At 57.5% G+C, this 24,167-nt stretch carries 24 protein-coding genes and 1 tRNA gene; 22 read left to right on the forward strand and 3 right to left on the reverse strand.

All coding sequences use genetic code 11. The features are described 5' to 3' along the window. The first annotated feature begins 1 nt into the window (after nt 1). From B0G52_RS07370 to B0G52_RS07475, 22 genes are all read left to right on the forward strand, one after another. Nucleotides 2–505 carry an acyltransferase gene (locus B0G52_RS07370; protein WP_094042899.1) on the forward strand — a complete coding sequence of 168 codons (504 nt, stop codon included), beginning with the start codon at nt 2–4 and terminating at the stop codon, nt 503–505. Nucleotides 506–520: 15 nt separating this feature from the next. Continuing rightward, complete coding sequence (locus B0G52_RS07375; protein ID WP_094042900.1) at nt 521–2,410, forward strand: FAD-dependent oxidoreductase; 1,890 nt, start codon at nt 521–523, stop codon at nt 2,408–2,410. Between the two features lie 273 nt (nt 2,411–2,683). Beyond that, nucleotides 2,684–3,913, forward strand: a complete 1,230-nt coding sequence (locus B0G52_RS07380; protein ID WP_094042901.1) for an ATP phosphoribosyltransferase regulatory subunit — start codon at nt 2,684–2,686, stop codon at nt 3,911–3,913. Next, nucleotides 3,910–4,548 carry an ATP phosphoribosyltransferase gene (gene hisG / locus B0G52_RS07385; RefSeq protein ID WP_094042902.1) on the forward strand — a complete coding sequence of 213 codons (639 nt, stop codon included), beginning with the start codon at nt 3,910–3,912 and terminating at the stop codon, nt 4,546–4,548. The genes B0G52_RS07380 and hisG overlap by 4 nt, the downstream gene beginning before the upstream one ends. 30 nt (nt 4,549–4,578) lie before the next feature. Continuing rightward, nucleotides 4,579–5,868, forward strand: coding sequence for a histidinol dehydrogenase (gene hisD / locus B0G52_RS07390; RefSeq protein ID WP_094042903.1), 1,290 nt, complete (start codon nt 4,579–4,581; stop codon nt 5,866–5,868). Further along, the gene (gene hisB / locus B0G52_RS07395; protein WP_094042904.1) at nt 5,865–6,473 is read left to right on the forward strand and encodes an imidazoleglycerol-phosphate dehydratase HisB; all 609 of its coding nucleotides are present in this window, start codon (nt 5,865–5,867) and stop codon (nt 6,471–6,473) included. Before hisD ends, hisB begins: the two co-directional genes overlap by 4 nt. Next, entirely contained in the window at nt 6,474–7,100 is a 627-nt protein-coding gene (gene hisH / locus B0G52_RS07400) for an imidazole glycerol phosphate synthase subunit HisH (protein WP_094042905.1), read from the forward strand. After that, nucleotides 7,090–7,857 carry a phosphoribosylformimino-5-aminoimidazole carboxamide ribotide isomerase gene (gene hisA / locus B0G52_RS07405; protein ID WP_094042906.1) on the forward strand — a complete coding sequence of 256 codons (768 nt, stop codon included), beginning with the start codon at nt 7,090–7,092 and terminating at the stop codon, nt 7,855–7,857. The genes hisH and hisA overlap by 11 nt, the downstream gene beginning before the upstream one ends. Before the next feature lie 30 nt (nt 7,858–7,887). Then, nucleotides 7,888–8,646 (forward strand): imidazole glycerol phosphate synthase subunit HisF, encoded by a 759-nt coding sequence (hisF, locus tag B0G52_RS07410; protein ID WP_094042907.1) that lies wholly within the window; start codon nt 7,888–7,890, stop codon nt 8,644–8,646. Then, nucleotides 8,643–9,314: a bifunctional phosphoribosyl-AMP cyclohydrolase/phosphoribosyl-ATP diphosphatase HisIE gene (hisIE, locus tag B0G52_RS07415; RefSeq protein WP_094042908.1), complete on the forward strand. Its 672-nt coding sequence runs from the start codon at nt 8,643–8,645 to the stop codon at nt 9,312–9,314. The genes hisF and hisIE overlap by 4 nt, the downstream gene beginning before the upstream one ends. 35 nt (nt 9,315–9,349) lie before the next feature. Then, a complete protein-coding gene (gene hisJ / locus B0G52_RS07420) occupies nt 9,350–10,153 on the forward strand; it encodes a histidinol-phosphatase HisJ (protein WP_094043290.1) in 804 nt (267 codons plus the stop codon). 88 nt (nt 10,154–10,241) lie between these two features. Next, complete coding sequence (locus B0G52_RS07425) at nt 10,242–11,195, forward strand: ribose-phosphate diphosphokinase (protein ID WP_094042909.1); 954 nt, start codon at nt 10,242–10,244, stop codon at nt 11,193–11,195. Nucleotides 11,196–11,504: 309 nt separating this feature from the next. Next, nucleotides 11,505–12,443: an S-layer homology domain-containing protein gene (locus B0G52_RS07430; RefSeq protein ID WP_094042910.1), complete on the forward strand. Its 939-nt coding sequence runs from the start codon at nt 11,505–11,507 to the stop codon at nt 12,441–12,443. A 28-nt stretch (nt 12,444–12,471) separates the two neighbouring features. After that, complete coding sequence (locus B0G52_RS07435; RefSeq protein ID WP_158223618.1) at nt 12,472–14,193, forward strand: peptidoglycan DD-metalloendopeptidase family protein; 1,722 nt, start codon at nt 12,472–12,474, stop codon at nt 14,191–14,193. A 177-nt stretch (nt 14,194–14,370) separates the two neighbouring features. Then, a complete protein-coding gene (locus tag B0G52_RS07440) occupies nt 14,371–16,101 on the forward strand; it encodes a tetratricopeptide repeat protein (protein WP_094042912.1) in 1,731 nt (576 codons plus the stop codon). Between the two features lie 67 nt (nt 16,102–16,168). After that, nucleotides 16,169–17,116, forward strand: a complete 948-nt coding sequence (gene trxB, locus B0G52_RS07445) for a thioredoxin-disulfide reductase (protein WP_094042913.1) — start codon at nt 16,169–16,171, stop codon at nt 17,114–17,116. Between the two features lie 92 nt (nt 17,117–17,208). Beyond that, nucleotides 17,209–18,162 (forward strand): ROK family glucokinase, encoded by a 954-nt coding sequence (locus tag B0G52_RS07450; protein WP_094042914.1) that lies wholly within the window; start codon nt 17,209–17,211, stop codon nt 18,160–18,162. Nucleotides 18,163–18,277: 115 nt separating this feature from the next. Then, the gene (gene rapZ / locus B0G52_RS07455; protein ID WP_094042915.1) at nt 18,278–19,165 is read left to right on the forward strand and encodes an RNase adapter RapZ; all 888 of its coding nucleotides are present in this window, start codon (nt 18,278–18,280) and stop codon (nt 19,163–19,165) included. Between the two features lie 9 nt (nt 19,166–19,174). After that, nucleotides 19,175–20,161: a gluconeogenesis factor YvcK family protein gene (locus tag B0G52_RS07460; RefSeq protein WP_094042916.1), complete on the forward strand. Its 987-nt coding sequence runs from the start codon at nt 19,175–19,177 to the stop codon at nt 20,159–20,161. 7 nt (nt 20,162–20,168) lie between these two features. Beyond that, the gene (gene whiA / locus B0G52_RS07465) at nt 20,169–21,104 is read left to right on the forward strand and encodes a DNA-binding protein WhiA (RefSeq protein ID WP_094042917.1); all 936 of its coding nucleotides are present in this window, start codon (nt 20,169–20,171) and stop codon (nt 21,102–21,104) included. Nucleotides 21,105–21,206: 102 nt separating this feature from the next. Beyond that, on the forward strand, nt 21,207–21,476 hold the full coding sequence (locus B0G52_RS07470) for an HPr family phosphocarrier protein (RefSeq protein ID WP_094042918.1): 270 nt from the start codon (nt 21,207–21,209) through the stop codon (nt 21,474–21,476). 124 nt (nt 21,477–21,600) lie between these two features. Continuing rightward, nucleotides 21,601–22,371 (forward strand): SIMPL domain-containing protein, encoded by a 771-nt coding sequence (locus B0G52_RS07475; RefSeq protein ID WP_094042919.1) that lies wholly within the window; start codon nt 21,601–21,603, stop codon nt 22,369–22,371. Nucleotides 22,372–22,644: 273 nt separating this feature from the next. Here the strand turns inward: B0G52_RS07475 and sda are convergent, their stop codons facing one another. From sda to B0G52_RS07490, 3 genes are all read right to left on the reverse strand, one after another. Then, complete coding sequence (gene sda / locus B0G52_RS07480) at nt 22,645–22,800, reverse strand: sporulation histidine kinase inhibitor Sda (protein ID WP_233162459.1); 156 nt, start codon at nt 22,798–22,800, stop codon at nt 22,645–22,647. A gap of 332 nt (nt 22,801–23,132) precedes the next feature. Then, nucleotides 23,133–23,717 (reverse strand): ATP-dependent Clp endopeptidase proteolytic subunit ClpP, encoded by a 585-nt coding sequence (gene clpP, locus B0G52_RS07485; RefSeq protein WP_094042921.1) that lies wholly within the window; start codon nt 23,715–23,717, stop codon nt 23,133–23,135. A 167-nt stretch (nt 23,718–23,884) separates the two neighbouring features. Next, nucleotides 23,885–23,959: transfer RNA gene (locus B0G52_RS07490), tRNA-Arg, on the reverse strand. Nucleotides 23,960–24,167 lie beyond the last annotated feature (208 nt).

The following is a 24,167-nucleotide window of genomic DNA, read 5'->3' on the forward strand; positions in this document are numbered from 1 at the left end:
GTTGAGGAACGTGGAGCGGTATCCGGTGGAGGGTCCGAACGCGCTGTGGCAGGTCTACCGCACGGTGTCCCGGTTCAAGTCGGTGCGCAATTTCGTCTTTATCCAGATTGCGCGCTACTGTCCGAGCCTGCCGGTTAAAAACTGGATCTACAGGCGAGTGCTTGGGATGAAAGTCGGACGGCGTACGTCGTTCGCGCTCATGGTGATGGTGGACGTCTTCTTCCCCGAGCGAATTACGATCGGAGACAACTCGATCATCGGCTACAACTCGACGCTGCTCACTCACGAATATTTGATCAAGGAATACCGTCTGGGAGATATCCGGATCGGCTCGAACGTCATGATCGGAGCGAACGTGACGGTGCTTCCGGGAGTGACAATCGGCGACGGCGCGGTCATTGCGGCCGGCTCTGTCGTTCACAAGGACGTCGCTCCGGGGGCGCGTGTCGGGGGCAATCCTCTGCGTTCGCTTGGCGATTCCGCCGACGGCCCGGAGCTTCGATAGCGAGGTGGCGAAATCGTGAAGCGTCCGGGAACAATCATCGGTTATCTGCTGCTCGTTCCCCTTCTGCTCTGCCTAACCTACCAGAATCGGCTTCATGAATCGAACTACAAGGTTGCTCAGGAGCCGCTCGATCCCGTCGTTTCCGCGGAACGCATTGCCGACGAGTACGATGTGATCGTAGCCGGAACCGATCCGGAAGGAATTATGGCGGCGATCTCGGCTTCGCGCAACGGCTTGAAGGTGCTGCTCGTCGAGAGCCGCGACCGTTCCGTCCTGGGCGGGTTGATGACGCTGGGGTGGCTGAATACGCTCGATCTCAACAAGGCTCCTGTGAAATATCGGCTCTGGAAAGATCCCGTTTATTTGAACAAAGGATTGTTCCAAGAGTGGTACAACGGCATTCAGGGCACCTCCTTCGATGTCAACCGCGCCGCCAATCTGTTCAATCGAATGGTATCCGCGGAGGATAATATCGACTTGCTTATGCATGCGCGAACAATGGAGCCCGTGTTGGAAGGGAACCAGGTTGCCGGCATGCGGTTGGAGACGGGGGACGGAAGAGGGGAGATCGTCGTCCGCGCCAAGGCGATTATCGACGCAACCCAGGATGCCGACGTGGCCGCCGCCGCTGGGGCGGCATATACGTTCGGACGCGAGGATCTCGGGGAGCCGGAAGCGCGGATGGCGGTTACGCTGGTGTTCAAGCTCAGCGGCGTGACGGATGAAGTGTGGCGCAAGATGAAGCGGTTCGACAATACCGGCTTCGACAGCCGCAGCATCTGGGGATATCAGCAGGCCAGGGAGTACGTGTCTTCGGATTCGGCGAGAGTGCAAATGCGCAACCTGAACATCGGCCGAGAGGACGGCGACACGGTACTGATCAACTCGATGCAGATTTACGGAATCGATCCGCTTGATCCGGAATCGGTGAGCGAGGGGCTGCGGATCGGCGAGAAGGAAGCGCCGCTGATTGTCGAATTTCTGAAGACGAGATTCGAGCAGTTCCGCAGCGTGGAATTCGCCGGCACCGCGCCCGAGCTGTACGTCAGGGAAACCCGTCACATTCTGGGAGAGTACCGGCTGACAATGGCGGATCTGCTGGACAATCGCGATCACTGGGACGCGATCGCCTACGGGGCGTACGAGGTGGATATTCAAAGTCTCGACGCCAATAACAAAGGCACGATTCTGATGGTGCCGAAGCAGTACGGGGTGCCCTTCCGCAGTCTTGTTCCTCTGAAGGTGGACGGTCTGCTCGTGGTTGGCCGGTCGGCCAGCTTCGACACGCTGCCTCACGGCAGCGCTCGGGTTATTCCGCTCGGAATGGCGACCGGCGAGGCCGCGGGCGCCGCAGTCAAGCTTGCGTTGGAGCGGGGAGTCTCCCTGCGGGAGCTTTCCCTGTCGCGGGAAGCGATGGCGGAGCTTCGGCAGAGGTTGACGAAGCAAGGGATGGACTTGACGATGCGCAGCTTCGCGCCTCCGGCTTATACGAAGCATGAAGCGTACCCGGGACTTGCGGCGGCGGCCAGCCTGGCCCTTGCGAGCGGCGGGTACGGGAACGACTGGAAGCTGGACGAGACGACGAATCCCCAGAGATTCTTAAATCAGATGCGTACGTTGCAGAAGCGCTATCCGGAGCTGATACGGCGTACATTGACGGCTTCCTCGGTTGGCGGGGCATCCGCGAAGGAAGCGCTTGGTCTCGATCTGGCCGCGTATATGATCGCACAAGCGGCAGATCTGGCCGCCGACCGTCAGACGGCCTTGCAGGCATTGGCGGAGCGGGGATGGATTCGCGGCGAGACGATCGCCAATCTGACCGACCGTGAACGATTGACGAACGGCGACGCGTTCATGCTTGTTCGCGACTTGGTGCAGTACGGCGCAGGAGTCGTATTCGAATAAACGAAAGTCGCCCGACGGCCTAGACGGCGTCGGGCGACTTTCACTGTATCGGAGAGCGGAAACGTATCGGGAAAGCGGGATTGACTGAGCGATGGGGTCATGGTAATATACGACTAATCTCTTTATTTTGGCAGTATGGTAACATGGTAGTACTTTAATGTGGTGAAGTTAATGCGAGAAGCAACGGAGAGTCGCAAGAGAGTGCGGCACGGTCCGTTCAAAGCTGAAACAAATCATTTGCAATAGAGGAAAACGCGAAGAAGGTGCGCAAAGATGACGAAACCGAAAGTGTTCGAGAAGCCTACCGGAGTGAAGGATTATTTGCCGCATGCGGTAGCCAAGCTGAGGAGGATCGAGCGCAGCGTGTTGGAGTGCATGCGCTTGTGGGGTTACGAGCAGATCATCACTCCCGCGCTCGAATATTACGATACGGTCGGGATGGCCAGCTCGACGTCGGACCAGAAGCTGTTCAAGCTGCTGGATCGCCGAGGCACGTCGATCGTGCTGCGCTCGGACATGACGGCGCCGATCGCGCGCGTCGTCGGTTCGCTGCTGAAGGATGAGGCGTTCCCGATCCGCCTGAGCTACCACGGCAACGTGTTTCGGGCTTTCGAGGAAGAGGGCGGACGGGACTCGGAATTCTACCAGACCGGCGTAGAGCTGGTCGGAGACGCGTCTCCGGAGGCGGATGCGGAGATGATCGCGCTGGCGGTCGCCTCCCTGAAGGCGGCGGGTGTGCCGGCGTTCAAGATCGCGATGGGCCACGTCGGGTTCCTGAACGGTTTGTTCGAGGAGACGCTGCCAGGGCTGGTTGGCGAACAGGAGACGCTGAAAGCCTGTCTGCTGCAGCGGGATCACGTCGGCTACCGGGACGCGATTCGCAAGCTGTCGCTGGACGCCGCGTGGAAGCGGGAGCTGGAAGATATTTTGCGGCTTCGCGGCGGTCAGGAGGTGTGCGCCCAGGCGCTGGAGCTTAGCTCCAACGAAGGCGCGCGGGCGGCGATCCGACATCTGTGCGACGTATGGGACGTGCTGGAGGCGTACGGCATCCAGGAGCACGTGCTGATCGATCTGACGATGATCGGGGACTTCTCCTATTACACGGGCATGACTTTCGAAGGCTATGCCTCGCATCTGGGCTTCCCGGTGTGCAGCGGAGGACGGTACGACAACCTGCTCTCGCAGTTCGGACGCCCCGCTCACGCTACGGGATTCGCGCTGAAGACGACGCGTATTCTGGAGGTCGTGGAAGACGCCGCGGAAGAGCGCGAACGGACGCTCGTGGCGTATGAGGGCCCGCAGCGTCAGGCCGCTCTCGCGAAGGCGAACAGGCTGCGCGAGCAAGGCGAGATCGTCGTGACCGCGCTCGTATCGGCTTCTGAGCTGGAGGAGCTGCGGGCTTCGCATCAGGAAGGGCATGCGAGCGGGAGCGGGATATCGTACCGCGGAAGAACGTATGAGAAGCTGGTTTCTTTCGAAGACGGAAAGGATGATTTGGCATGACGGACAGCGGCACGTTAAAAGTCGCGATGCCCAAAGGGCGCATCTACAAGCAGGCCAGCAAGCTGTTCCGGCAGGCCGGTCTGCCGATTCCGGAGGATTTCGACGATTCCCGCAAGCTGATCATCCCGGTTCCCGAGGCGAACATGGAGTTCATCATGGCGAAGCCGGTCGACGTTCCGACTTACGTGGAGTACGGCGTGGCGGATATCGGGATCGTGGGCAAGGACGTTCTGATGGAGGAAAACAAGGACGTCTACGAGCTGCTCGATCTCGGCATCGCGAAGTGCCGGATGTCGGTCATCGGGCTGCCTGATTGGAAGCCGGTTATCCATCCTCGCGTGGCGACGAAGTACGCGAACGTGGCTTCGCAATATTTCCGGGAGCAGGGGCAGCAGGTGGAAGTGATCAAGCTGAACGGCTCGATCGAGCTGGCTCCGCTGATCGGCCTCGCCGACCGGATCGTGGACATGGTGGAAACCGGGCAGACGCTCAAGGAGAACGGGCTAGTCGAGATGGAGACGCTGTTTCAGGTGACGAGCCGGCTGATCGCCAACCGCGTGAGCTACAGGCTGAAGAATTCGGCGATTCAGGAGCTGTGCGACCGTCTGGGCGCGATTATCGGCGCTCCGGTCTGACGGATACGGTTAAGCGAGGAGGGAGCAGGAATGTATATAGGCAAAGCGGACGGATTCCGTCTGGAGCGGGAGAGCGAGTACGGCTCGCCGGAGCAGAACGCCACGGTGCGGGAAGTCGTGGAAGCGGTGCGCCGGGAAGGCGACGAGGCGCTGCTGCGGTATACGGCGGCTTTCGATAAGGTGACGCTGACGCCGGGGCAGCTTCGGGTAACGGAAGAGGAAATTCAAGGCGCTTACGCCAAGGTGGAGCCGGAGTTTCTGGCGGCGCTGCGGCAGGCGGCGGCGAACATTACGGCGTTCCACGAGAAGCAGAAGCGCGGCTCGTGGATGGACGTGGCGCCGGACGGCACGATGCTGGGCATGGCGATTCGCCCGCTGCGCCGCGTCGGGCTATACGTTCCCGGTGGCAAGGCGGCGTATCCGTCGTCGGTGCTCATGAATGTGCTCCCGGCCAAGGTGGCCGGCGTGCCAGAGATCGCGATGGTCACTCCGCCGGCGACCGGCGGCCGGGAAGGCATCGACCCGTACATTCTGGTGGCGGCCGCGGAAGCGGGCGTGACGGAGATGTACCGGGTCGGGGGAGCGCAGGCGGTAGCCGCGCTCGCCTATGGGACGGCGAGCATCCCCGCCGTCGACAAGATTTGCGGGCCCGGCAACATCTTCGTGGCGCTGGCGAAACGGGCCGTGTACGGCACGGTCGACATCGACAGCATCGCGGGCCCGAGCGAGATTGTCGTGCTGGCGGACGACAGCGCCGATCCGCGGTATGTGGCCGCGGATATGCTGTCGCAGGCGGAGCACGACGAGATGGCGTCGGCGGTGCTGGTGACGCCGTCGCAGGCTTTGGCCGCGGCGGTGGAGACGGAGCTGGAGCGCCAGGTCGCGGCTTTGCCGCGGGTCGATATCGCGCGCAGCTCTTTGGAGCAGCACGGGGCGATTCTGATCGTCGACAGCCTGGACGAAGGGCTGGACGTGGTCAACAAGCTGGCTCCGGAGCATCTGGAAGTGATGACGGAGGAGCCGATGGAGCTGCTCGGCCGCATCGAGACGGCGGGGGCGATCTTCATCGGTCCGTACAGCTCGGAGCCGGTAGGAGATTATTTCGCGGGCCCGAATCACATCCTGCCGACGAACGGCACGGCGCGGTTCTCGTCTCCGCTGAACGTGGACGATTTTCTGAAGAAATCCAGTTTGATCCGATACAGCAAGCAGGCGTTGCTTAGAGACGCCGCGGGGATCGCGACGCTGGCCCGGCACGAAGGGCTGGAAGGCCACGCCCGCGCGGTGGAAATCCGATTGGAAGGCAGGGAGACGAAGTGAGCGAAGAGAAGGTGTTGGGCGGCCGTTCCTCGGCCGTATCCCGCAAGACGAACGAGACGGACATTCAATTGTCCCTGGGAGTGGACGGAAGCGGCGAGGTGTCGCTCGAGACGGACGTTCCGTTCTTGAACCATATGCTGGACCTGTTCGCCAAGCACGGCCAGTTCGACTTGAAAGTCGAAGCGCGCGGAGACGTGGACATCGACGACCATCATACGGTCGAAGACATCGGCATTTGCCTCGGGCAAGTGCTGCGGGAGGCGCTGGGCGACAAGAAGGGCATCAAGCGCTACGCCAGCGTGTTCGTTCCGATGGACGAAGCGCTTGCGCAGGTTGTCGTCGATATCAGCAACCGGCCGCATTTCGAGCTGCGCGGGGAGTTCCCGGCGGCTAACGTAGGCAGCTTCACGGTGGAGCTGGTACACGAGTTCCTGTGGAAGCTGGCGCTGGAAGCGCGTATTACGCTGCATGTCATCGTCCACTACGGACGCAATACGCACCATATGGTCGAGGCCGTGTTCAAGGCGCTCGGACGCGCTCTGGACGAAGCGACTTCGATCGATCCGCGCGTGAAGGGCGTGCCTTCCACCAAAGGAGTGTTGTAAGTGATCGCGATCATCGACTACGGCATGGGAAATCTGCACAGCGTCAGCAAAGCCGTAGAGCGGCTCGGCTGCGAAGCTCGCGTGACGTCCGACCCGCGGGAGATTCTGGCGGCGGACGGCGCGATTCTGCCGGGCGTCGGCGCTTTCGGCGACGCGATGGCGAATCTGCGCGAGACCGGGCTGGTCGATACGGTTAAGGAGTACGCGGCTTCGGGCAAGCCGTTTCTCGGCATCTGCCTCGGCATGCAGCTGCTGTTCACCGAGAGCGAGGAGCACGGCGTCCACCAGGGGCTGGACTTGCTGCCGGGACGGGTCGTCCGGTTCCAAGGGGACTACAAGGTTCCACATATGGGCTGGAACGAGTTGACCTTCAAGCAAGAGAGTCCGCTGTTCGAGGGCGTGGAGCCGGGACACGTGTATTTCGTGCACTCGTACCACGCGCTGCCGGAGCGGGAGTCCGATTTGCTGGCGGTGACGGACTACTGCCAGCCGGTGACGGCGATCGTCGGCAGAGGCTCGGTGTACGGCATGCAGTTCCATCCGGAGAAAAGCGGCGATCTGGGCATGGCTCTCCTCCGCAAGTTCACGGATATGGCGTCGGGAAGGATTGAGGGCTTTGAGGTTTAGACCTTGTATCGATATTCACCAGGGCAAGGTGAAGCAGATCGTCGGGGAAACGCTTCAGGCGGACGCTTCGAAGGTCGTGGAGAACTTCGTCTCCGAACGGGGGGCGGATTATTATGCTTCGCTGTATCAACAAGACGGGTTAACCGGCGGGCACATTATCATGCTCGGCGGAGGCAACCGGGAGGCTGCGGTGTCCGCGCTAAGGGCCTATCCCGGCGGCTTGCAGATCGGCGGAGGCATCACGGCGGATAACGCGGCAAGCTACTTAAGCGAAGGAGCTTCGCACGTCATCGTCACTTCTTACGTTTTCCGGGACGGTCGTCTTCAGATGGACAACTTGCGGCGTATCGTTGCGGAGGTCGGCCGGGAACGGCTCGTACTTGACCTCAGCTGCAAGGAACGGGACGGCAAATGGTACGTGGTGACGAACCAGTGGACGACGTTTAGCGATCTGGAAGTCAACGAAGCCACTGTCCGAGAGCTCGAAAGCTACTGCGACGAGTTCCTGATCCACGCGGTCGATGTGGAAGGGAAGCGGGAGGGCGTGCAAGAGAGGCTGGCAGCCAAGCTCGCGGAATGGGCGACGATTCCGACCACTTACGCAGGCGGCGCGCGATCGCTAGCGGATTTGGCGCGATTCCGCGAGTTGACGCAAGGCAAGCTGGACATTACGATCGGCAGCGCTCTCGATATTTTCGGAGGGACTCTTCCCTATCGAGAGGTCGTGGCCTATTGCAACCCGTCGCGGTCGTCATAGCGGATAACGCGAGAAAAGGGGGAACGCCACATGTTAGCTAAAAGAATTATCCCTTGCCTGGACGTGAAGGATGGCCGGGTCGTTAAGGGCGTTAATTTCGTGAATTTGCGGGATGCCGGGGATCCGGTGGAGCTGGCGGCGATCTACGACCGGGAAGGCGCGGACGAACTGGTGTTTCTGGACATCTCCGCGTCGGTGGAAGGCCGGGCGACGATGGTGGACGTGGTGCGGCGGACGGCCGGGGAGATTACGATTCCGTTTACGGTCGGAGGCGGCATCTCGGCGGTGGAGGACATGAAGCGGCTGCTGCGCGCGGGCGCGGACAAAATCGGCATCAACACGGCGGCGATCCGCAACCCGGACCTGATTACGGACGGTTCGCGTACGTTCGGGGCGCAGTGCATCGTGGTGGCGATCGACGCGAAGTTCAACGCGGAGTGGGGAGAATGGGAAGTGTTCACCCACGGCGGACGCAATTCGACGGGCATTCGCGCGCTCGAATGGGCGAAAGAGGCAGAGCGCCGGGGAGCGGGAGAGATTCTGCTCACCAGCATGGACGCGGACGGCACGAAGGATGGCTTCGACGTCGCGCTGACCAAGGCGGTGTCATCGAGCGTGGGCATCCCGGTCATCGCTTCCGGAGGAGCGGGCAACGCTCAGCATTTCGCGGATGTGTTCGCGGAAGGACAGGCGGACGCGGCGCTGGCGGCGAGCATTTTCCACTATAAGGAAGTTACTGTGCAAGAGGTCAAGCAAACGTTACGCGGCAAAGGAGTGAACGTCAGATGACGCAGCAAGAGCAAGGGCAGTGGCAGGATCAAATCAAGTGGAGCGACGACGGCCTGGTGCCGGCGGTCGTGCAGGACGCGCTGAGTAAAGAAGTGCTCATGCTGGCCTACATGAACAAGGAGTCGCTGCAAAAGTCGCTCGAATCCGGGCAAACGTGGTTTTGGAGCCGGTCGCGCGGCGAGCTCTGGAACAAAGGGGCGACCAGCGGGCATACGCAGCAGATCGAGTCGCTGCATTACGATTGCGACGGGGATACGCTGCTCGTGAAGGTGCGCCAGAACGGACCGGCGTGCCATACCGGAGCGTACAGCTGTTTCTATCGCGAAGGGACGTCGAAGACGGCCGAGGCAGCGGCGCAGCAGGAGGACCGCTTCGGTCCGCTCAGCCGGCTCGAGACGACGATCGCGCAGCGCGACGCGGAACGCCCGGAAGGCGCGTACACGACGTACCTGTTCGAGAAGGGGATCGACAAAATTCTCAAGAAGGTCGGGGAAGAAACCGCTGAAGTGATCATCGCCGCGAAAAACCGCGACGGTGACGAGCTGCGCTGCGAGTCCGCCGATCTCATTTTCCACCTGATGGTGCTGCTCCGCGAGCAAGGCATTCCGTTCGACGATGTGCTGAAAGAGCTGGAATTCCGTCACCGGAAACCGGTCAAGAAGGATTAGGTGAAGCGGCCATGACCCGACCGGAAGCGAAAGGCATGCTCATCGATTATCATACGCATCACGCGCGCTGCGGCCATGCGGTCGGCAACTTGGAGGACTACATCCTCAGCGCGATGAACCTAGGCATGGAGCAGATCGGCTTGTCCGACCACATGCCTTTGCTGCATGTGACCGACAAGGACAATCCCGATTCCGCGATGCCGATGGACGAGCTTCCCCGCTATGTGGAGGAGGCGCTCGCCCTGAAGGAGAAATACAAGGGCCGCATCGAGGTGCGCGTCGGTCTGGAAGGCGATTACGTCGAGGGTTACGAAGAAGAGATCGAGCGAATCGTGAACGGTTATCCGTGGGATTACGTGATCGGTTCGGTTCATTTTCTCGGAACGTGGGATGTGACGGATTTCAGGCAGGTTAGCCGATGGGAGGGGCGCCGCGTCGTCGACGTGTACGAGCAGTACTTCGACGCTATCGCGAAAGCCGCGGCAACCGGCTTCTACGACTACATCGGGCACATCGACGCGATCAAGCGGTTCGGCTACCGTCCGGAGGAGGACGTGACCGCCCTGGAGGATGCTGCGCTGCAGGCCGTCAAGAAATACGACCTCGCCTTCGAACTGAACGCGGCTGGCTTCTACGCGCCTTGCAAGGAAATGTATCCCTCCTTTTCCATTTTGGAGCGAGCCAGAGCTTACGACATCCCCGCAACGTACGGTTCCGACGCCCATCACCCTGACAAAGTGGGACAAAAAGGGGCAGAAGCGCAAGCGATGCTGAAAAAAGCCGGATATACGCACCTGGCTTTGTTCACTGGGCGTAAACGGGAAATGAAACCTTTTTAAAATCGACCCGTACTCATGTATAATGGGATTGATGACTTGACGGATTTCGACACATGGAGCGTCGAATCGCCAAAATATGGAGGGGCACATGTACAGCAGCAGTAAGCTTCGTATCTTTTCGGGATCATCCAATCCGTTGTTGGCAGGCAAGATCGCCGACAATCTCGGAGTGCCGCTGGGGAAAATCAAGCTTTCCCGGTTCAAGAGCGGTGAAGTGTACGTTCACTACGAGGAGACGATTCGCAACTGCGACGTTTTCCTGGTCCAGTCTTTATCCCATCCGATCAACGATTACTTCGTGGAATTGCTGGTCATGATCGATGCGGCGAAACGGGCGTCGGCACGGACGATTAACGTCGTGCTTCCGTATTACGGCTATGCCCGGCAGGAAAGGAAAGCAGCTCCCCGCGAGCCGATCTCCGCGAAGATGGTAGCGGACGTGCTGACGACAGTCGGCGCGCACCGCATCGTGACGATCGACTTGCACGCTCCGGCCATTCAAGGCTTCTTCGACATTCCGGTCGACCACTTGACCGCGCTGGACTTGATCAGCGACTATCTGAAGTCGAAGAACATCCGCAATCCCGTCGTGGTCTCCCCGGATGCGGGACGAGCCTCGACGGCCGAGAAGCTGGCGAACCAACTGGATTGCTCTTTCGCCATCATGATCAAGAAGCGTCCGGCGCACAACGAATCCGTCATTACGCACGTCATCGGGGAAGTCGAAGGGTTTACCCCGATCGTAATCGAAGACATGATCGATACCGGCACGACGATCGTTAACGTCGTCGAGGGCTTGAAGGAACGCGGCGCGGAGGATCCGTTCGTATGCGCGACCCACCCGCTGTTCTCCGATCCGGCTCTGAAGCGGCTCGACCACCCGAACATCAAGGAAGTGGTCGTTACCGACACGATCCTGCTGCCGGAAGAACGCTCTTCCCGGTTCAAGGTGATCTCGGTGGCGCCGATGCTCGCGGAAGCGACGCGCATCATCATGGAAGGCGGCTCGATCAGCACGCTCTTCAAGACGAAAGGCGTATAGAGGCATAAGTCAGGCAGGAGCCGCAAGCGGAGGACAATCTCCTTAGCTTGCGGTTTTTTTCTTATGCTTTTCTTATGCTATAAGGGCGTTGATTCAGATCCGGGCAATCGTAGAGTAATAGAAAATACTGTTCGGTGACGCGGAGTATGCGCAACACTACTTTTCCGGGACGTGTCGGAAAAGTCAGTGTGCGCGTTTTTTCGTCTGCAGTGCTGGAGATGGCTGTGTTATGATTGAGAAAGGGACAATGAAACAGGATACGACAAGTTAATTCCCGAAAAATGTCGACCAAGGAAAGGATGTTGAGGTGTGAAAAGGAGCATACATAAGTTCACTTTGCTGGTTGGTCTATCCATCATCGTATTGCTATCAGCTTCTGTTGCTGCACTTGCCGCCGGGTTTAAGGATGTGAGTAACACCCACTGGGCTAAAGAAGATATTCAGGCTTTAGTAGCCAAAGGCGTTCTAACGGGATATCCCGATCAGACTTTTCGTCCTAACTTACCGGTTACAAGAGCCGAACTGGCTGCAATTTTGTATAAAGCGGCGAAAATTCCCGCAGGCTCTGTCTCAACCTCGATCCATTTCGAAGATGTTCCGCAAAATAAGTGGTATAGAGACAGCGTCTATGCGATGAGCCCCTTTCTAGAAGGTTACATACTTAACGAGAATTCCGTATTTAAACCAGATCAGCCAGCAACCCGAGTGGAAACCGTCGTCGCACTTGGTCGCTTGCTCGGTTATGATGCCGACCAAAGTCTGTCCGAGCTTGCCACACTCAAGGATTGGACCGAGATTCCTGCTGCTGCCCGCCCCTATATCTCCAAGGCTCTTTCGGAGGGGGTAGTTAGCGGATATCCGGATAAGACATTTCAACCTAATCGGCAAGTGACTCGCGCCCAGGCGGCAACGATGATATGGAAAACCTTTGAACGATTGCAACAAAACACGGCAGAAAGCGACAATACGCAAAGCCCTTTTGCCGGGAAATGGCGAAATAGCGAATTGACGGATTACGATTTTACGATCGTGTTCCTTGATCAGTCGGTAGGATTAATCAGCTACATCATTGATGGCGAAACGGTCGGCGGGCATTTCAACTATGTTAAACGCTCAGACACGCAAATTGAGCTGACTTTATTGGATGACCCAAGCGGACCTAATATGGTATTCACTTTAATAGATACAACTACTTTACAGTTGGATTACTTGGGGAAACAGTATCGATTAAGTAAACAGCAGTCCTGACGAAACCTATATCGAGGAGGATATGCAGATGAGACGGATCGCGTTATTACTTGTATCGGTCGTGTTGGGCTTGTCTATCTTATCGCCTGTCGCGCAGTCCAGCAATTACAAGGGAAACGAATACATGCAAAATGGCGGGGATAATGTTGCCTTAGCTATTGCGCTTAATATGGGAGACTTGTTAAAGCGAACTGTGGCCGACTTTTATGGCATTCCGTTAAGCGCTGAAGATCTTGTGGAGGATCAGCTTACGAAGCCATTAGAACAGGTGCCGGGAGGCAAGCAATTTCTGACTGTTCTCTCTTTCTCTGAGAATACGCTTGAAGCTTATGTGGATCTGGGCAATGCTCTGGGAGAACTCTCCAAAGCGAAAAGGGATTTATACAACGCTCTCATGGACAGCTCTATGGATTATATGGAAGGTACTGTGAGGCTGATGAAAGCCATTCAGGAAAGAGCCAGGCAGGATGCTATCAGTGGTACGCCTATGGACGAGAAGTTGTTTGTCAACTTCGACAAGGTGATGGACGGTTCGGATCTGGCAAAGCGTATTCGCAATCATTCCAAAGACATCATTTTTTTCTTCGACAAGCCATCGCGAGTCAGATTGCAAAGCGCAGCAGACAGCGTAGAGCAGCTTAGCAAAGCATATCGCAATATAGGTTATAAGCAGATGTATCAACTGGCTCGCGAGCAGAAGGAGAAGGAGTTGGCGGCGAGCAGGCAGCAGGAACCTGTAGGACAGCCGCAGCAGCCCGTAGCAGAACCGCAACCGCCGGCAGTGAACCAGCCGCATCAACAATCTGTTGTTGAACAACGAAGGGATGCCTATGTGTTCAATACGGGAAATATCGGATTAAAATTGCGTGATATCCCATCGCCAAACGCCAAACAGCTCGCGGGTATTCTGGACGGTTCCAAAATTACTGTAATTGGAGACGGTCCATCTAATGGCTATTACAAAATTGAATATAACGGTATTGTCGGATGGGGAACTGCCGAATACATTCGGATTGCTGCCACACCTGAGCAGCGCAGGAATGCTTACGTGTTCAACACCGGCAACATTGGGTTAAAGCTGCGGGACGTTCCTGCCGCAAATGCGAGACAGCTTGCGGGTATTCTGGACGGCTCCAGAATTATTGTTATTGGAGACGGTCCATCCAATGGGTATTACAAAATCGAATATAACGGCATTGTTGGCTGGGGGACCGCGGAGTACATTCGTATCGAAGGTGCTGCTTCTGCAGGGGGAGCATCACAAGCGAAATTTATCTGGCCAGTGCCTGAGTCGAAGCTGATTACGAATGGGTACGGAGGGGAACATGGTGGTCTGGATATCGGAAATCCAGGCTACAGTCCGACAATAGTAGCTGCTGCCAGCGGCGTCGTTGTGACGAGCATCTCCAATTGCGTTGTCGGGGATACCAAATGTGGGAGCACCTTTGGTAATTACGTCATGATAAAACACGATATTAATGGGCAAATCTACTATACGTATTACGCTCATCTGAAACAAAACTCAGTCAAGGTTAAAGAGAACGACTGGGTCGAAGCAGGGACGGAGATTGGGGTCATGGGGAACACTGGTTATAGCTTTGGCGTTCACCTGCATATGGAAGTACGAGTGGGCGGTACATCTTCATCAAATCGCCAGGACCCGATAGAGCATCTGGCTATCCCGCAGGATGTCAGGCTTGGGACTGGAGTCTCCGAGAGCTACAAGAAAAAGGTGAACGATTTGAAGTAAATTAGAGCAGTGTCGAAGAAAACCGCTTCTATTGAAAGTTTGAGGGCCGTGACGGATTGCCGGAAGGCAACTGTTACGGCCCTTCGAGAATCAGATAAAGAGCTTTATTTTATGGATCGCGCAGGCTGTGTTATAATCTTGGGTGATGAGTTTCAGACCACGAGGAGGTGCCTTGCGATGAGCCAGCGAAAGCGCGCGGCGAAAAACCGACGTCCCAAAGTCATCCCGATGAGATTGGATGCGACATTCTTCTTCGAGCGTGCCGTTCAGTCGCTGGATCGGTACCATTACGACAAGGCACTGAAATATTTTCGCCGCGCGGTGGAGTACGAACCGGAGAACCCGGTCAACCACTGCAACATGGCCGGCATTCTGTCCGAGATGGGGCGGTACGAGGAATCGAACGTCATTCTTCGCTCGGTGCTCGATCAGATCGATCCCGCGATGACGGAATGCTACTACTACTTAGCCAACAACTACGCCAACATGGAACTGTTCGAAGCGGCGGAAGAAGCGCTTGTCCGGTATCTGGAGAACGATACGGAAGGCCAATTTCTGGAAGAGTCGGACGAGCTGCTCGACTTGCTTCACTATGAGCTGAACCGGCCCGCGAAGCTGTCGACCATCAAGGCCAAAGAAAATATCTACGCCCACGACAAGGCCCGGGAACTGCTGGAGGCAGGCCGGTTCGCCGAGGCGGTCAAAATGCTGGAAGAAATTATTGAGCGGCAGCCGGACTTCTTGGCGGCAAGGAATAACCTGGGGCTGGCATACTACTATATGGGGCTGTTCGACAAGTCGGTCTCCACCATTACCGAGGTGCTGGATTCGGAGCCGGGCAATCTGCACGCGCTGTGCAATCTGGCGATTTTCTACCAGCATTCGAACCAGCAGGAGCAGCTTCGGTCGCTGATCGCGAAGCTGAACAAGACGATTCCCTTCCACCCCGAGCACGTGTTCAAAATGGCGACGACGCTGGGCATTGTGGGGGAGCATCGCGAGGCTTACCAGCATTTTCGCCGTCTGCTGCGCACGGGAGAATTGGCGGGAGAGCCGAGCCTGCATCATTTCGCGGCGATCGCGGCGGTCAATCTTCAGCGTTACGAAGATGCGAAGAAGCATTGGCAGCAGGCCGAGAGACTCGATCCCGAATCGCAAGTGCCTCCTTTTCACCTGAAAAAGCTGGAAAGGATCCGTGCGGGAGAAGAGACCGCTCCGACGCATTACCACTATCACCTTCCGTTCGAAGAGCAGTTCAAGCAGTGGGAAAACAACCCTGGCCAAGTGACGGAGGCGCTCAAGAACGATCCGCTTATCCGCTCGTCTTTCTTCTGGGCGCTCAGGCACGGAGACCGGCGCACGAAGGTGCAGGTCATTCAAGCGCTGGGCCTCGTGGCGGACGATGAAGTGGTCGAGGCGCTGAAAGCCTTCCTGATCGATCCGGACGAGGAGGACGAACTGAAGCGGGTGGCGGTGCTGGTGCTCCGTTCCATCGGGGTGCAGGACTCGCTCACGGTCATCTTCAGCGGACGGACGCTGACGCTGGACGCGCGCCGCAAATCCGCGCAGCTTCCGGTCTGGGACAGCGCATGGCAGACGGTGCTGGAGCAGGCGCTCGAAGGGATGTCGGGACGGTACGACGTCGTGCAGCAGCACGACATGATGACGCTGTGGGTCGATTTTCTGTCGCGCGTGTACCCGGAGGTGCCGAAGCTGCACAAGTCGACGGGCTGGGCGGCGGCGCTCGAATATTGGACGGCCAAGATGCACCGAAGAACGGTCACCTATGCGGACCTCGTCAGCCGGTACGGCGTGTCTCAAGCGAGCATCAGCCGGTACGCGAACCGGATCGACGAGGCGTGCGGCATTCGGGAGAAGCTGGATTTGACGAGACCGTCGTTTCACTGACATCCAATTCCGCTTTAACAACGAACTCGAACTCGATATTGTTTCGCGCCACGAGGAGGCAGCATCCATGCACAAAACAATCGTAATCGGAACGGGACCCGCAGGGCTGACAGCGGCGATCTATCTGGCCCGCGCGAACCTGTCGCCGCTTGTCATCGAAGGGCCCGAGCCGGGCGGTCAATTGACGACGACGACGGAGGTCGAGAATTTCCCCGGTTTTCCCGAGGGGATTATGGGACCGGATCTCATGGCGAACATGCGCAAGCAAGCCGAACGGTTCGGAGCGGCATTCCGCACGGGCTGGATCAATCAGGTCGACTTGTCCAAGCGGCCGTTCACTCTGTCGCTTGAAGGCGGGGAGACGCTGCAAGCGGAGACTCTGATTATCTCTACAGGGGCTTCCGCCAAATATTTGGGCATTCCGGGAGAGAAGGAGAACGTCGGATACGGAGTCAGCACGTGCGCGACTTGCGACGGGTTCTTCTTCCGCGGCAAGAAAATTATCGTCGTCGGAGGCGGAGATTCCGCGATGGAGGAAGCGAATTTCTTGACGCGGTTCGCCTCGGAAGTGACGCTCGTCCATCGCCGCGACGAACTGCGCGCTTCCAAGATCATGCAGGAGCGGGCTCGCCAGAACGACAAGATTTCGTGGGGATTAAACAAAACTCCGCTGGAGGTCGTCGCCGGCGATCAGGGCATTACGGGTCTCAAAGTGCGCGACAACGCGACAGGAGAGGAAGAGATCCTCGGCACGCAGGGCTTGTTCGTGGCGATCGGCCATACGCCGAACACGAAGTTTCTCGGCGATCAGATCGAGACGGACGAACTCGGCTATATCAAGGTGAAGCCGGGATCGACGGAGACGAACGTGCCGGGCGTGTTCGCTTGCGGAGACGTGCAGGACCATAAGTACCGCCAGGCGATTACGGCGGCGGGCAGCGGCTGCATGGCCGCGCTCGATTGTGAGAAGTTTCTGGAAGGCTCCGCGACGCACGACTGGAGCCAGTCTCTGTAAGCTTGCCGTTCATATGCCGCTTCCGCCGCCGACGGTTCGGCTGCGGAGCCGGCGGTTAAGATCTTATTATTTTTTATGAGGTGTCGACAAACATGTCAGATTCATTGTTCGTAGGCGTAGATTTGGGCGGAACGTCCATCAAGGTCGGCTTGTGCAACGAGACGGGAGATTTGCTTCGCACGTACGAAGGACCTACGCAAGCCTCCGATGGAGCGGATGCCGTTCTGTCCAATATCGCGGCCTATGTGCGGGAGCTCGTTCCTCCGGGAACGGCGGAATGGGAAGCGGTCGTCGGCGTAGGCATCGGCATTGCCGGGTTCCTCAACATTCCCGAGGGGATTATCAACTTCTCGCCCAACCTTCCGTTCAAGGATGTGCCGGTCAAGGGCATCATGGAAGAGAAGCTGGGCAAGCCGGTGAAGATCAACAACGACGCCAACGTCGCCGCTCTCGGCGAAGCATGGGGAGGCGCGGGCAGAGGCGTACGGAACTGCGTATGCTACACGCTCGGGACAGGCGTCGGCGGCGGCGTCATACTGAACGACCGGCTGATTGAAGGGGCTTCGGGAATGGCCGGGGAACTGGGCCATATCACGATCGTGCCCGATCTTGAGGCGATCCAATGCGGCTGCGGCAGAATGGGCTGTCTGGAGACGGTGTCGTCGGCTACCGGAATCATCCGCATGGCGAAGGATGCCGTCGCGCGCGGAGACAAGACGTCGCTCGCTCTCGTGGAAGAAGAGTTGACGGCCAAGCACGTTATCGACGCCGCGAAGGAAGGAGACGAGGCGGCCGCGAGGATCGTCAGCCGGGCGGCCTTCTATCTGGGCAAGTCGATGGCGGTCGTGGCGCTTGTCGTCAATCCTGAGCGCTTCATTATCGGCGGCGGAGTCAGCAAGGCGGGAGAGTATCTGTTCTCGCAAATTCGCGAAGCCTTCGGCAAGCTGACGCCGGCCAACGCGACGGCCGGAGTGGAGATCGTGGCGGCGGAGCTCGGCAACAACGCCGGAGTGGTCGGAGCCGCAGGATTGTTCCTTCGGGCATAATTGCAGCAAGGCGCTCGGCTCCGCACGCTTGTGAAGCGGTCCGGGCGCTTCATGTTATTATTACTGTCCCGCAGAGGGATGAACGCAATCAAGGCCGCAGGGAGAGGGGTAACGCATGGATACGATAACGACGCAGCCTAGGCTCGTCATTATAACGGGGATGTCGGGAGCCGGCAAAACGATCGCCGTGCAGAGCTTGGAGGATCTGGGCTTCTTCTGCGTCGATAATTTGCCGCCGGTGCTTATTCCGAAGTTTGCGGATTTGATCGACCAGTCGCAAGGCCGAATCGCCAAGGTCGCCTTGGTGATCGATCTGCGCGGGCGAGAGTTCTTCACGGCGCTGTCCGAATCGCTTAATCATATTCGGGAGCATAACACGATCCACTACGAGATTCTGTTCCTCGACGCGACCGACTCGGTGCTCGTGCAGCGCTACAAGGAGAGCAGGCGCCGTCACCCGCTGGCGCCGGATGGATTGCCGCTGGACGGGATACACTTGGAGCGTAAGCTGCTCGAAGACTTGAAGGGCTGGGCCAATCAAGTTATCGATACGAGCAATCTGAAGCCCGCCGCGCTGAAAGAGAAGATCGTCGCCCGGTTCACGAACATGGATCAGAACAACATTTCGATTAACGTGACGTCGTTCGGATTCAAGTACGGCGTTCCGATCGACGCCGATCTGATCTTCGACGTTCGCTTTTTGCCGAACCCGCACTATATCGACACGCTTCGCCCGAAAACGGGAGTCGACCCGGACGTGTACGATTATGTCATGAAGTGGCCGGAGACGCAGACTTTTTTGACGAAGCTGCTCGATATGCTGCAGTTTCTGATCCCGATGTACCATAAGGAAGGCAAGAGCCAGATCGTCATCGGTATCGGATGCACGGGAGGCAAGCACAGATCGGTGGCGCTGGCCGAATATTTGGGACGCAGGCTGGGGTCCAGCGATACGGAATCGGTGCGAGTGAGCCACCGTGACTCCGAACGCGACCGGCATTGAGGTGAGGGAATGAGCAAAAGACAACCCTCTGCCCGCAAGCCGCGGATCGTCGTGATCGGCGGAGGCACCGGGCTGTCCGTCATGCTGCGCGGCTTGAAGCGGAAGCCGCTCGACATTACGGCCATCGTCACGGTCGCGGACGACGGAGGCAGTTCCGGCATTCTGCGGGAGGAATTGCAGATTCCGCCTCCCGGCGATATCCGCAACGTGCTGACCGCGCTCGCGGATAAGGAGCCTCTCATGGCCGAAGTGCTGAAATACAGATTCCAGAACGGGACGGGATTGGCCGGACACAGCCTCGGCAATCTTATCCTGGCGGCGATGACCGACATTACCGGAGACTTCGTCACCGGCATAACCGAACTGAGCCGTATTCTCGCCGTCAGGGGACGGGTGCTGCCTGCGGCCAATCAGTCTATCGTGTTGAAGGCGGAGATGGAGGACGGTTCGACCGTCGTAGGCGAGTCGGCAATTCCGAAGTCGGGGCTGGCCATCCGGAGGGTGTATCTGGAGCCGCCCGACGTCAAGGCGCTGCCGGAGGCCGTAGAGGCGCTGCGGGAAGCGGACGCGATACTGATCGGCCCGGGAAGCTTGTACACGAGCATTATCCCGAATCTGCTCGTACCGGAGCTGGCGGAGGCGATCGTGGAATCCGATGCGGTCAAGCTGTTCGTCTGCAACGTGATGACCCAGCCCGGCGAGACGGACAACTATTCCGTCAGCGATCATCTGGCCGCCGTTCACGCCCATATCGGCCATCATCTTTTTGACTACGTCATCGTGAACGACGGAGAAATTCCCCCGCAGGTGGAGAACCTCTACGCCGAGCAGGGAGCCAAGGCGGTCCACTTGGACCTGGAGGAGGTTACCCGCCGGGGCTACAAGGTCATCGCGGACAAACTCGTCCTGTTCCGCACTTACTTGCGGCATGACGCGGAGAAACTAAGCGAGCACATTTACCAGCTGGTTGATAACTGGATGCTCAGAAAGGGGTGAGAAAGGCATGTCTTTTGCAGCGCAAACGAAAAAGGAGCTCACGATGCTCGAGAGCGACAGCTGCTGCGAAAGGGCGGAACTGTCGGCGCTGATTCGGATGAACGGTACGATCTCGTTGTCGAACCGCAGGGTCGTGCTGGACATCGCCACGGAGAATGCCGCGATTTCGCGCCGAATTTACACGTTGCTAAAGCGCCATTTTACGGTCGTCACAGAGCTTTTCGTCCGCAAAAAGATGCGGCTGAAAAAAAACAACGTCTACGTCGTTCGAATTCCGGCCGGGGCCGAAGCGATCTTGAACGATCTGAGCATCGTCTCGGAAGGATTTCTCTTCCATCCGAGCATTGACAAGGAGCTCGTCCGTAAATCCTGCTGCAAGAAGGCTTATCTGCGGGGCGCTTTCCTGGCGGGGGGCTCGGTGAACAATCCCGAAGGGTCGTCCTACCACCTCGAGATTTCGTCGATGTACGAGGAGCACTGCAAGGCTCTCGTCGACTTGGCGAACAAGTTCCATCTGAACGCCCGGTTCATCGAGCGGAAGAAGGGTTTTATCCTGTATATCAAGGAAGGCGAGAAGATCATCGAATTTCTGAACATTATCGGCGCGCATCAGGCGCTGTTCAAGTTCGAGGATGTACGCATCATGCGGGATATGCGCAATTCCGTGAACCGGATCGTCAACTGCGAGACCGCCAATCTGAACAAGACGATCGGAGCCGCGGTTCGGCAGATCGATAACATCAAGCTCCTGGAGAAGGAAATCGGACTTCACAATCTTCCCGACAAGCTCCGCGAGGTGGCCGAGGTCAGGCTCCAGCACCCGGATATCAACCTCAAGGAAGTCGGAGATCTGCTGAAAGGCCAGGTCAGCAAATCGGGCGTTAACCATCGGCTCCGCAAGCTCGACGAGTTGGCCGAAAAAATCCGAAACGGCGGGGCATAAAGCGTATGGCGCATTTGTTCATATCAATGTTATAATAATGTAGAACTGGAGCACGGGAGTCCCGACGAGCGGGACGAATTAAAGATAGGGGGTATCCGGTCCATGACGAGACAGCCGGTAGTCGTTCGGCTTAAAACAGGTCTTCACGCCAGACCGGCGGCACTATTCGTGCAAGAGGCCAATAAATTCTCTTCGGACGTCTTCGTCGAGAAGGATGAGAAGAAGGTTAACGCGAAGAGCATCATGGGCATTATGAGCCTGGCGATCAGCTCCGGCACGGAGGTCGCGATCAGCGCGGAGGGTTCGGACGCAGAGCAGGCTGTAACCGCTTTAGTCCAACTCGTGAGCAAAGAAGAACTGGAAAATCAATAAGATTTTTTGCATGAAGCCCCCGTGGAGGGGCTTTTTGCGTTTTTAGCGTTTTTGTCCCTGAATGTGAAACATTTGTCTATTCGGTTGCGTTAATAAAGACAAACCGATCGAAAGGGGCTTGGTCATGAAAAAAAGCGCTTTGCAAGTGTTGTCGGTCGTTCTGGCCGCGGCGGTGATTGGATGGTTCGGATTCGTGAAAGGGGAGGGGAACGCGGTGTCCGCAGAAACTTCGGCTTCGGCCGCCCAAACGGCGCCTTATACGGTAACGGTGGGGGCGAGCGGCTCCGTGATGGTAGAGCCGGACGTCGCCTACCTGCGTCTGGCGGTCGAGACGCGCGGGTCGAAAGCGACGGAGGCGCAGCAGGCGAACGCGAAGCAGTTCGCGGGAGTGGAGAAGGTGCTGTACGAGACGTTCGGCATCGCCAAGAAAGACGTCACGACGACCGGGTTCGACGTGCAGCCGGAATACAACTATACGGAGAAGGACGGTCGCGTGCTGAAGGGCTATATCGCGGTACATTCGATCCAGGTGACTTACCGTAAGCTGCCGGACATCGGCAAGCTGTTCGACGCGCTGACGGAGTCCGGAGCGAACCGTCTGGACGGCGTGCAGTTTTCCACCGAGAAGAAGGAGCAGTATGAGCTGGAAGCGCTCAAGAAGGCGATGCAGAACGCGGCTGCCAAAGCCGGGGTATTGGCGACGTCGGCCAATCGTCAGCTGAAGGGCGTCACGAATATCGTGCAGGGCGAAGTGTCGAACAATCCGGTGCTGTATGCCCGCGAACAAGCAAAAGCCGTTATGGCCGATATGGCGGCCGGCAGCGCCCCTTCCTCGGTACAATCGGGTCAGATCGAGATCAGCACCCAAGTCACCGTTCAATACGAGATGCAATAATCGGAGCGCGGCAGAGGCCGTCTTGGAAGCTCGGAGGGTTCTTGCAAGCAAGAGCCCCGGTTTTCGAGGCGGCCTTTTTTAACGCTTCAGCCTGAAAGTATAAAATCCGCTACCTTATCTGAATCGTCTCCGACAAAACGCCTTCATCGTCCAGAGGACACCGAAGGCGTTTTTGCTTGGGCTGCTGCGCAGGCGAGTCAGGAAAAATAAAACCGCCCGCCTGAGCCGGCGGGCGGGAAGAGTAAGAAGTTATCGCAAAGATGATGGGGTTGTTTAGGCTTCTCTATAATGGCTCAATTGACGAATGGAGAGCGCTTCTTCCAGCAGTTCGATGAATTCGTGAGACAGATTCATCTTCTTGGCTTCTCTGTAGACTTCCAGCAGATGCTCATCTTTAAGCGGGCGAAGCAAGGATGCTTTATCGCTCAACCGACGAGCTGCAACCATGTCAACGGGAGTGGAATGCGTTCTCCCTGCTGCGGAAGGGTCCTCGGACGACGTGGCTACAAGGTACGGATACGATCTTTCAGGCATACATAATTCCTCTCTTCCAAAGTTCCTAAGAGATAGCTAGAACTGGGTCTAAATGGAATTGTTATATTTAACAGAATAACATGGTTTGGTGGACTAGCAGAGAGGGCATTCAAAGTTTTGAATTTTTGTTGACATACAATTGGAGTTGTGTTATTAGAGGGTAAAAAAAGCCGTTCATGTCATCTTGGGATGACGCGAACGGCTTCTTCTTGATGCGGGAGTAACGCTTAGTTGACTTTCTCGATGACTTTATCGATCAGACCGTACTCGCAGGCGACCTCGGCATCCATGAAGTTGTCGCGGTCGGTGTCCTTCTCGATTCTCTCCAGCGGCTGGCCGGTACGTTCGGCCAGAATGCCGTTCAGCTTATCCCGCAGCTTCAGAATTCTGCGAGCGCGGATCTCGATGTCGCTGGCTTGGCCTTCTGCTCCTCCGAGCGGCTGGTGAATCATCACTTCGCTGTTCGGCAGGGCGAAGCGCTTGCCCTTGGCGCCCGCGGCGAGCAGGAACGCGCCCATCGACGCGGCCATGCCGACGCAGATTGTGGAGACGTCCGGCTTGATGAACTGCATCGTATCGTATATGGCCATGCCGGCCGTAATCGAACCGCCGGGACTGTTGATGTAGAGGTGAATGTCCTTTTCCGGATCTTCGGCCGCCAGGAACAGCAATTGAGCGATGATGGAGTTGGCGACTACGTCGTTCACCTGCGTGCCCAGAAATACGATTCGATCTTTGAGTAATCGGGAATAGATGTCATATGCCCGTTCTCCTCGATTGGTTTGCTCGACAACCATAGGTACAAAACTCATGTTTGGCGTCCCTCCTCATGTACTGTGGTTTTCTTATCATAGCGAATCCGAAGACAAAAGTCAAAGAAAGTCAAAGAGGGGTGGCGAAGAAATTTGCGGTTCTCGGAGCAAGGGGGCGGGGATACAAAAAAACCGGCCTGAAGCCGGCCGGCTGATGTAAGCAATATTGGCGCGCCCGTGAGGAATCGAACCTCAATCTCAGCCTTCGGAGGGCTGCGTCATATCCGTTGGACCACGGGCGCTCATTAAGTACAGCAAGAGTTATTATAGGCGATAAGACTCTAAAATGCAAGGGAAAAATCCAGGTTTAATTTTGATGTTTTCGTGTACGGAGCATCTTGCAACAAACGTGAAAATTCGCTAAGATAGGGGTGGGACTTAAAATGATGTGGTGGGACGTTTTGTGTCCAACAAAACTATTCGCATCGTTGCCGACGATGACCATTCGGT

The organism is Cohnella sp. SGD-V74, from assembly GCF_003001675.1.
Lineage (GTDB): Bacteria > Bacillota > Bacilli > Paenibacillales > Paenibacillaceae > Cohnella.

Excerpts from the sequence above, each read along its gene's own strand:
- hisIE (WP_094042908.1), top strand. The coding sequence starts at position 8,643 with ATGACGCAGCAAGAGCAAGGGCAGTGGCAGGATCAAATCAAGTGGAGC.
- hisF (WP_094042907.1), top strand. The coding sequence starts at position 7,888 with ATGTTAGCTAAAAGAATTATCCCTTGCCTGGACGTGAAGGATGGCCGG.
- B0G52_RS07460 (WP_094042916.1), top strand. The coding sequence starts at position 19,175 with ATGAGCAAAAGACAACCCTCTGCCCGCAAGCCGCGGATCGTCGTGATC.
- hisD (WP_094042903.1), top strand. The coding sequence starts at position 4,579 with ATGTATATAGGCAAAGCGGACGGATTCCGTCTGGAGCGGGAGAGCGAG.
- B0G52_RS07450 (WP_094042914.1), top strand. The coding sequence starts at position 17,209 with ATGTCAGATTCATTGTTCGTAGGCGTAGATTTGGGCGGAACGTCCATC.
- trxB (WP_094042913.1), top strand. The coding sequence starts at position 16,169 with ATGCACAAAACAATCGTAATCGGAACGGGACCCGCAGGGCTGACAGCG.
- clpP (WP_094042921.1), bottom strand. The coding sequence starts at position 23,717 with ATGAGTTTTGTACCTATGGTTGTCGAGCAAACCAATCGAGGAGAACGG.
- hisJ (WP_094043290.1), top strand. The coding sequence starts at position 9,350 with ATGCTCATCGATTATCATACGCATCACGCGCGCTGCGGCCATGCGGTC.
- B0G52_RS07435 (WP_158223618.1), top strand. The coding sequence starts at position 12,472 with ATGAGACGGATCGCGTTATTACTTGTATCGGTCGTGTTGGGCTTGTCT.
- B0G52_RS07425 (WP_094042909.1), top strand. The coding sequence starts at position 10,242 with ATGTACAGCAGCAGTAAGCTTCGTATCTTTTCGGGATCATCCAATCCG.
- B0G52_RS07470 (WP_094042918.1), top strand. The coding sequence starts at position 21,207 with ATGACGAGACAGCCGGTAGTCGTTCGGCTTAAAACAGGTCTTCACGCC.
- hisG (WP_094042902.1), top strand. The coding sequence starts at position 3,910 with ATGACGGACAGCGGCACGTTAAAAGTCGCGATGCCCAAAGGGCGCATC.
- rapZ (WP_094042915.1), top strand. The coding sequence starts at position 18,278 with ATGGATACGATAACGACGCAGCCTAGGCTCGTCATTATAACGGGGATG.
- whiA (WP_094042917.1), top strand. The coding sequence starts at position 20,169 with ATGTCTTTTGCAGCGCAAACGAAAAAGGAGCTCACGATGCTCGAGAGC.
- B0G52_RS07380 (WP_094042901.1), top strand. The coding sequence starts at position 2,684 with ATGACGAAACCGAAAGTGTTCGAGAAGCCTACCGGAGTGAAGGATTAT.
- B0G52_RS07475 (WP_094042919.1), top strand. The coding sequence starts at position 21,601 with ATGAAAAAAAGCGCTTTGCAAGTGTTGTCGGTCGTTCTGGCCGCGGCG.
- B0G52_RS07440 (WP_094042912.1), top strand. The coding sequence starts at position 14,371 with ATGAGCCAGCGAAAGCGCGCGGCGAAAAACCGACGTCCCAAAGTCATC.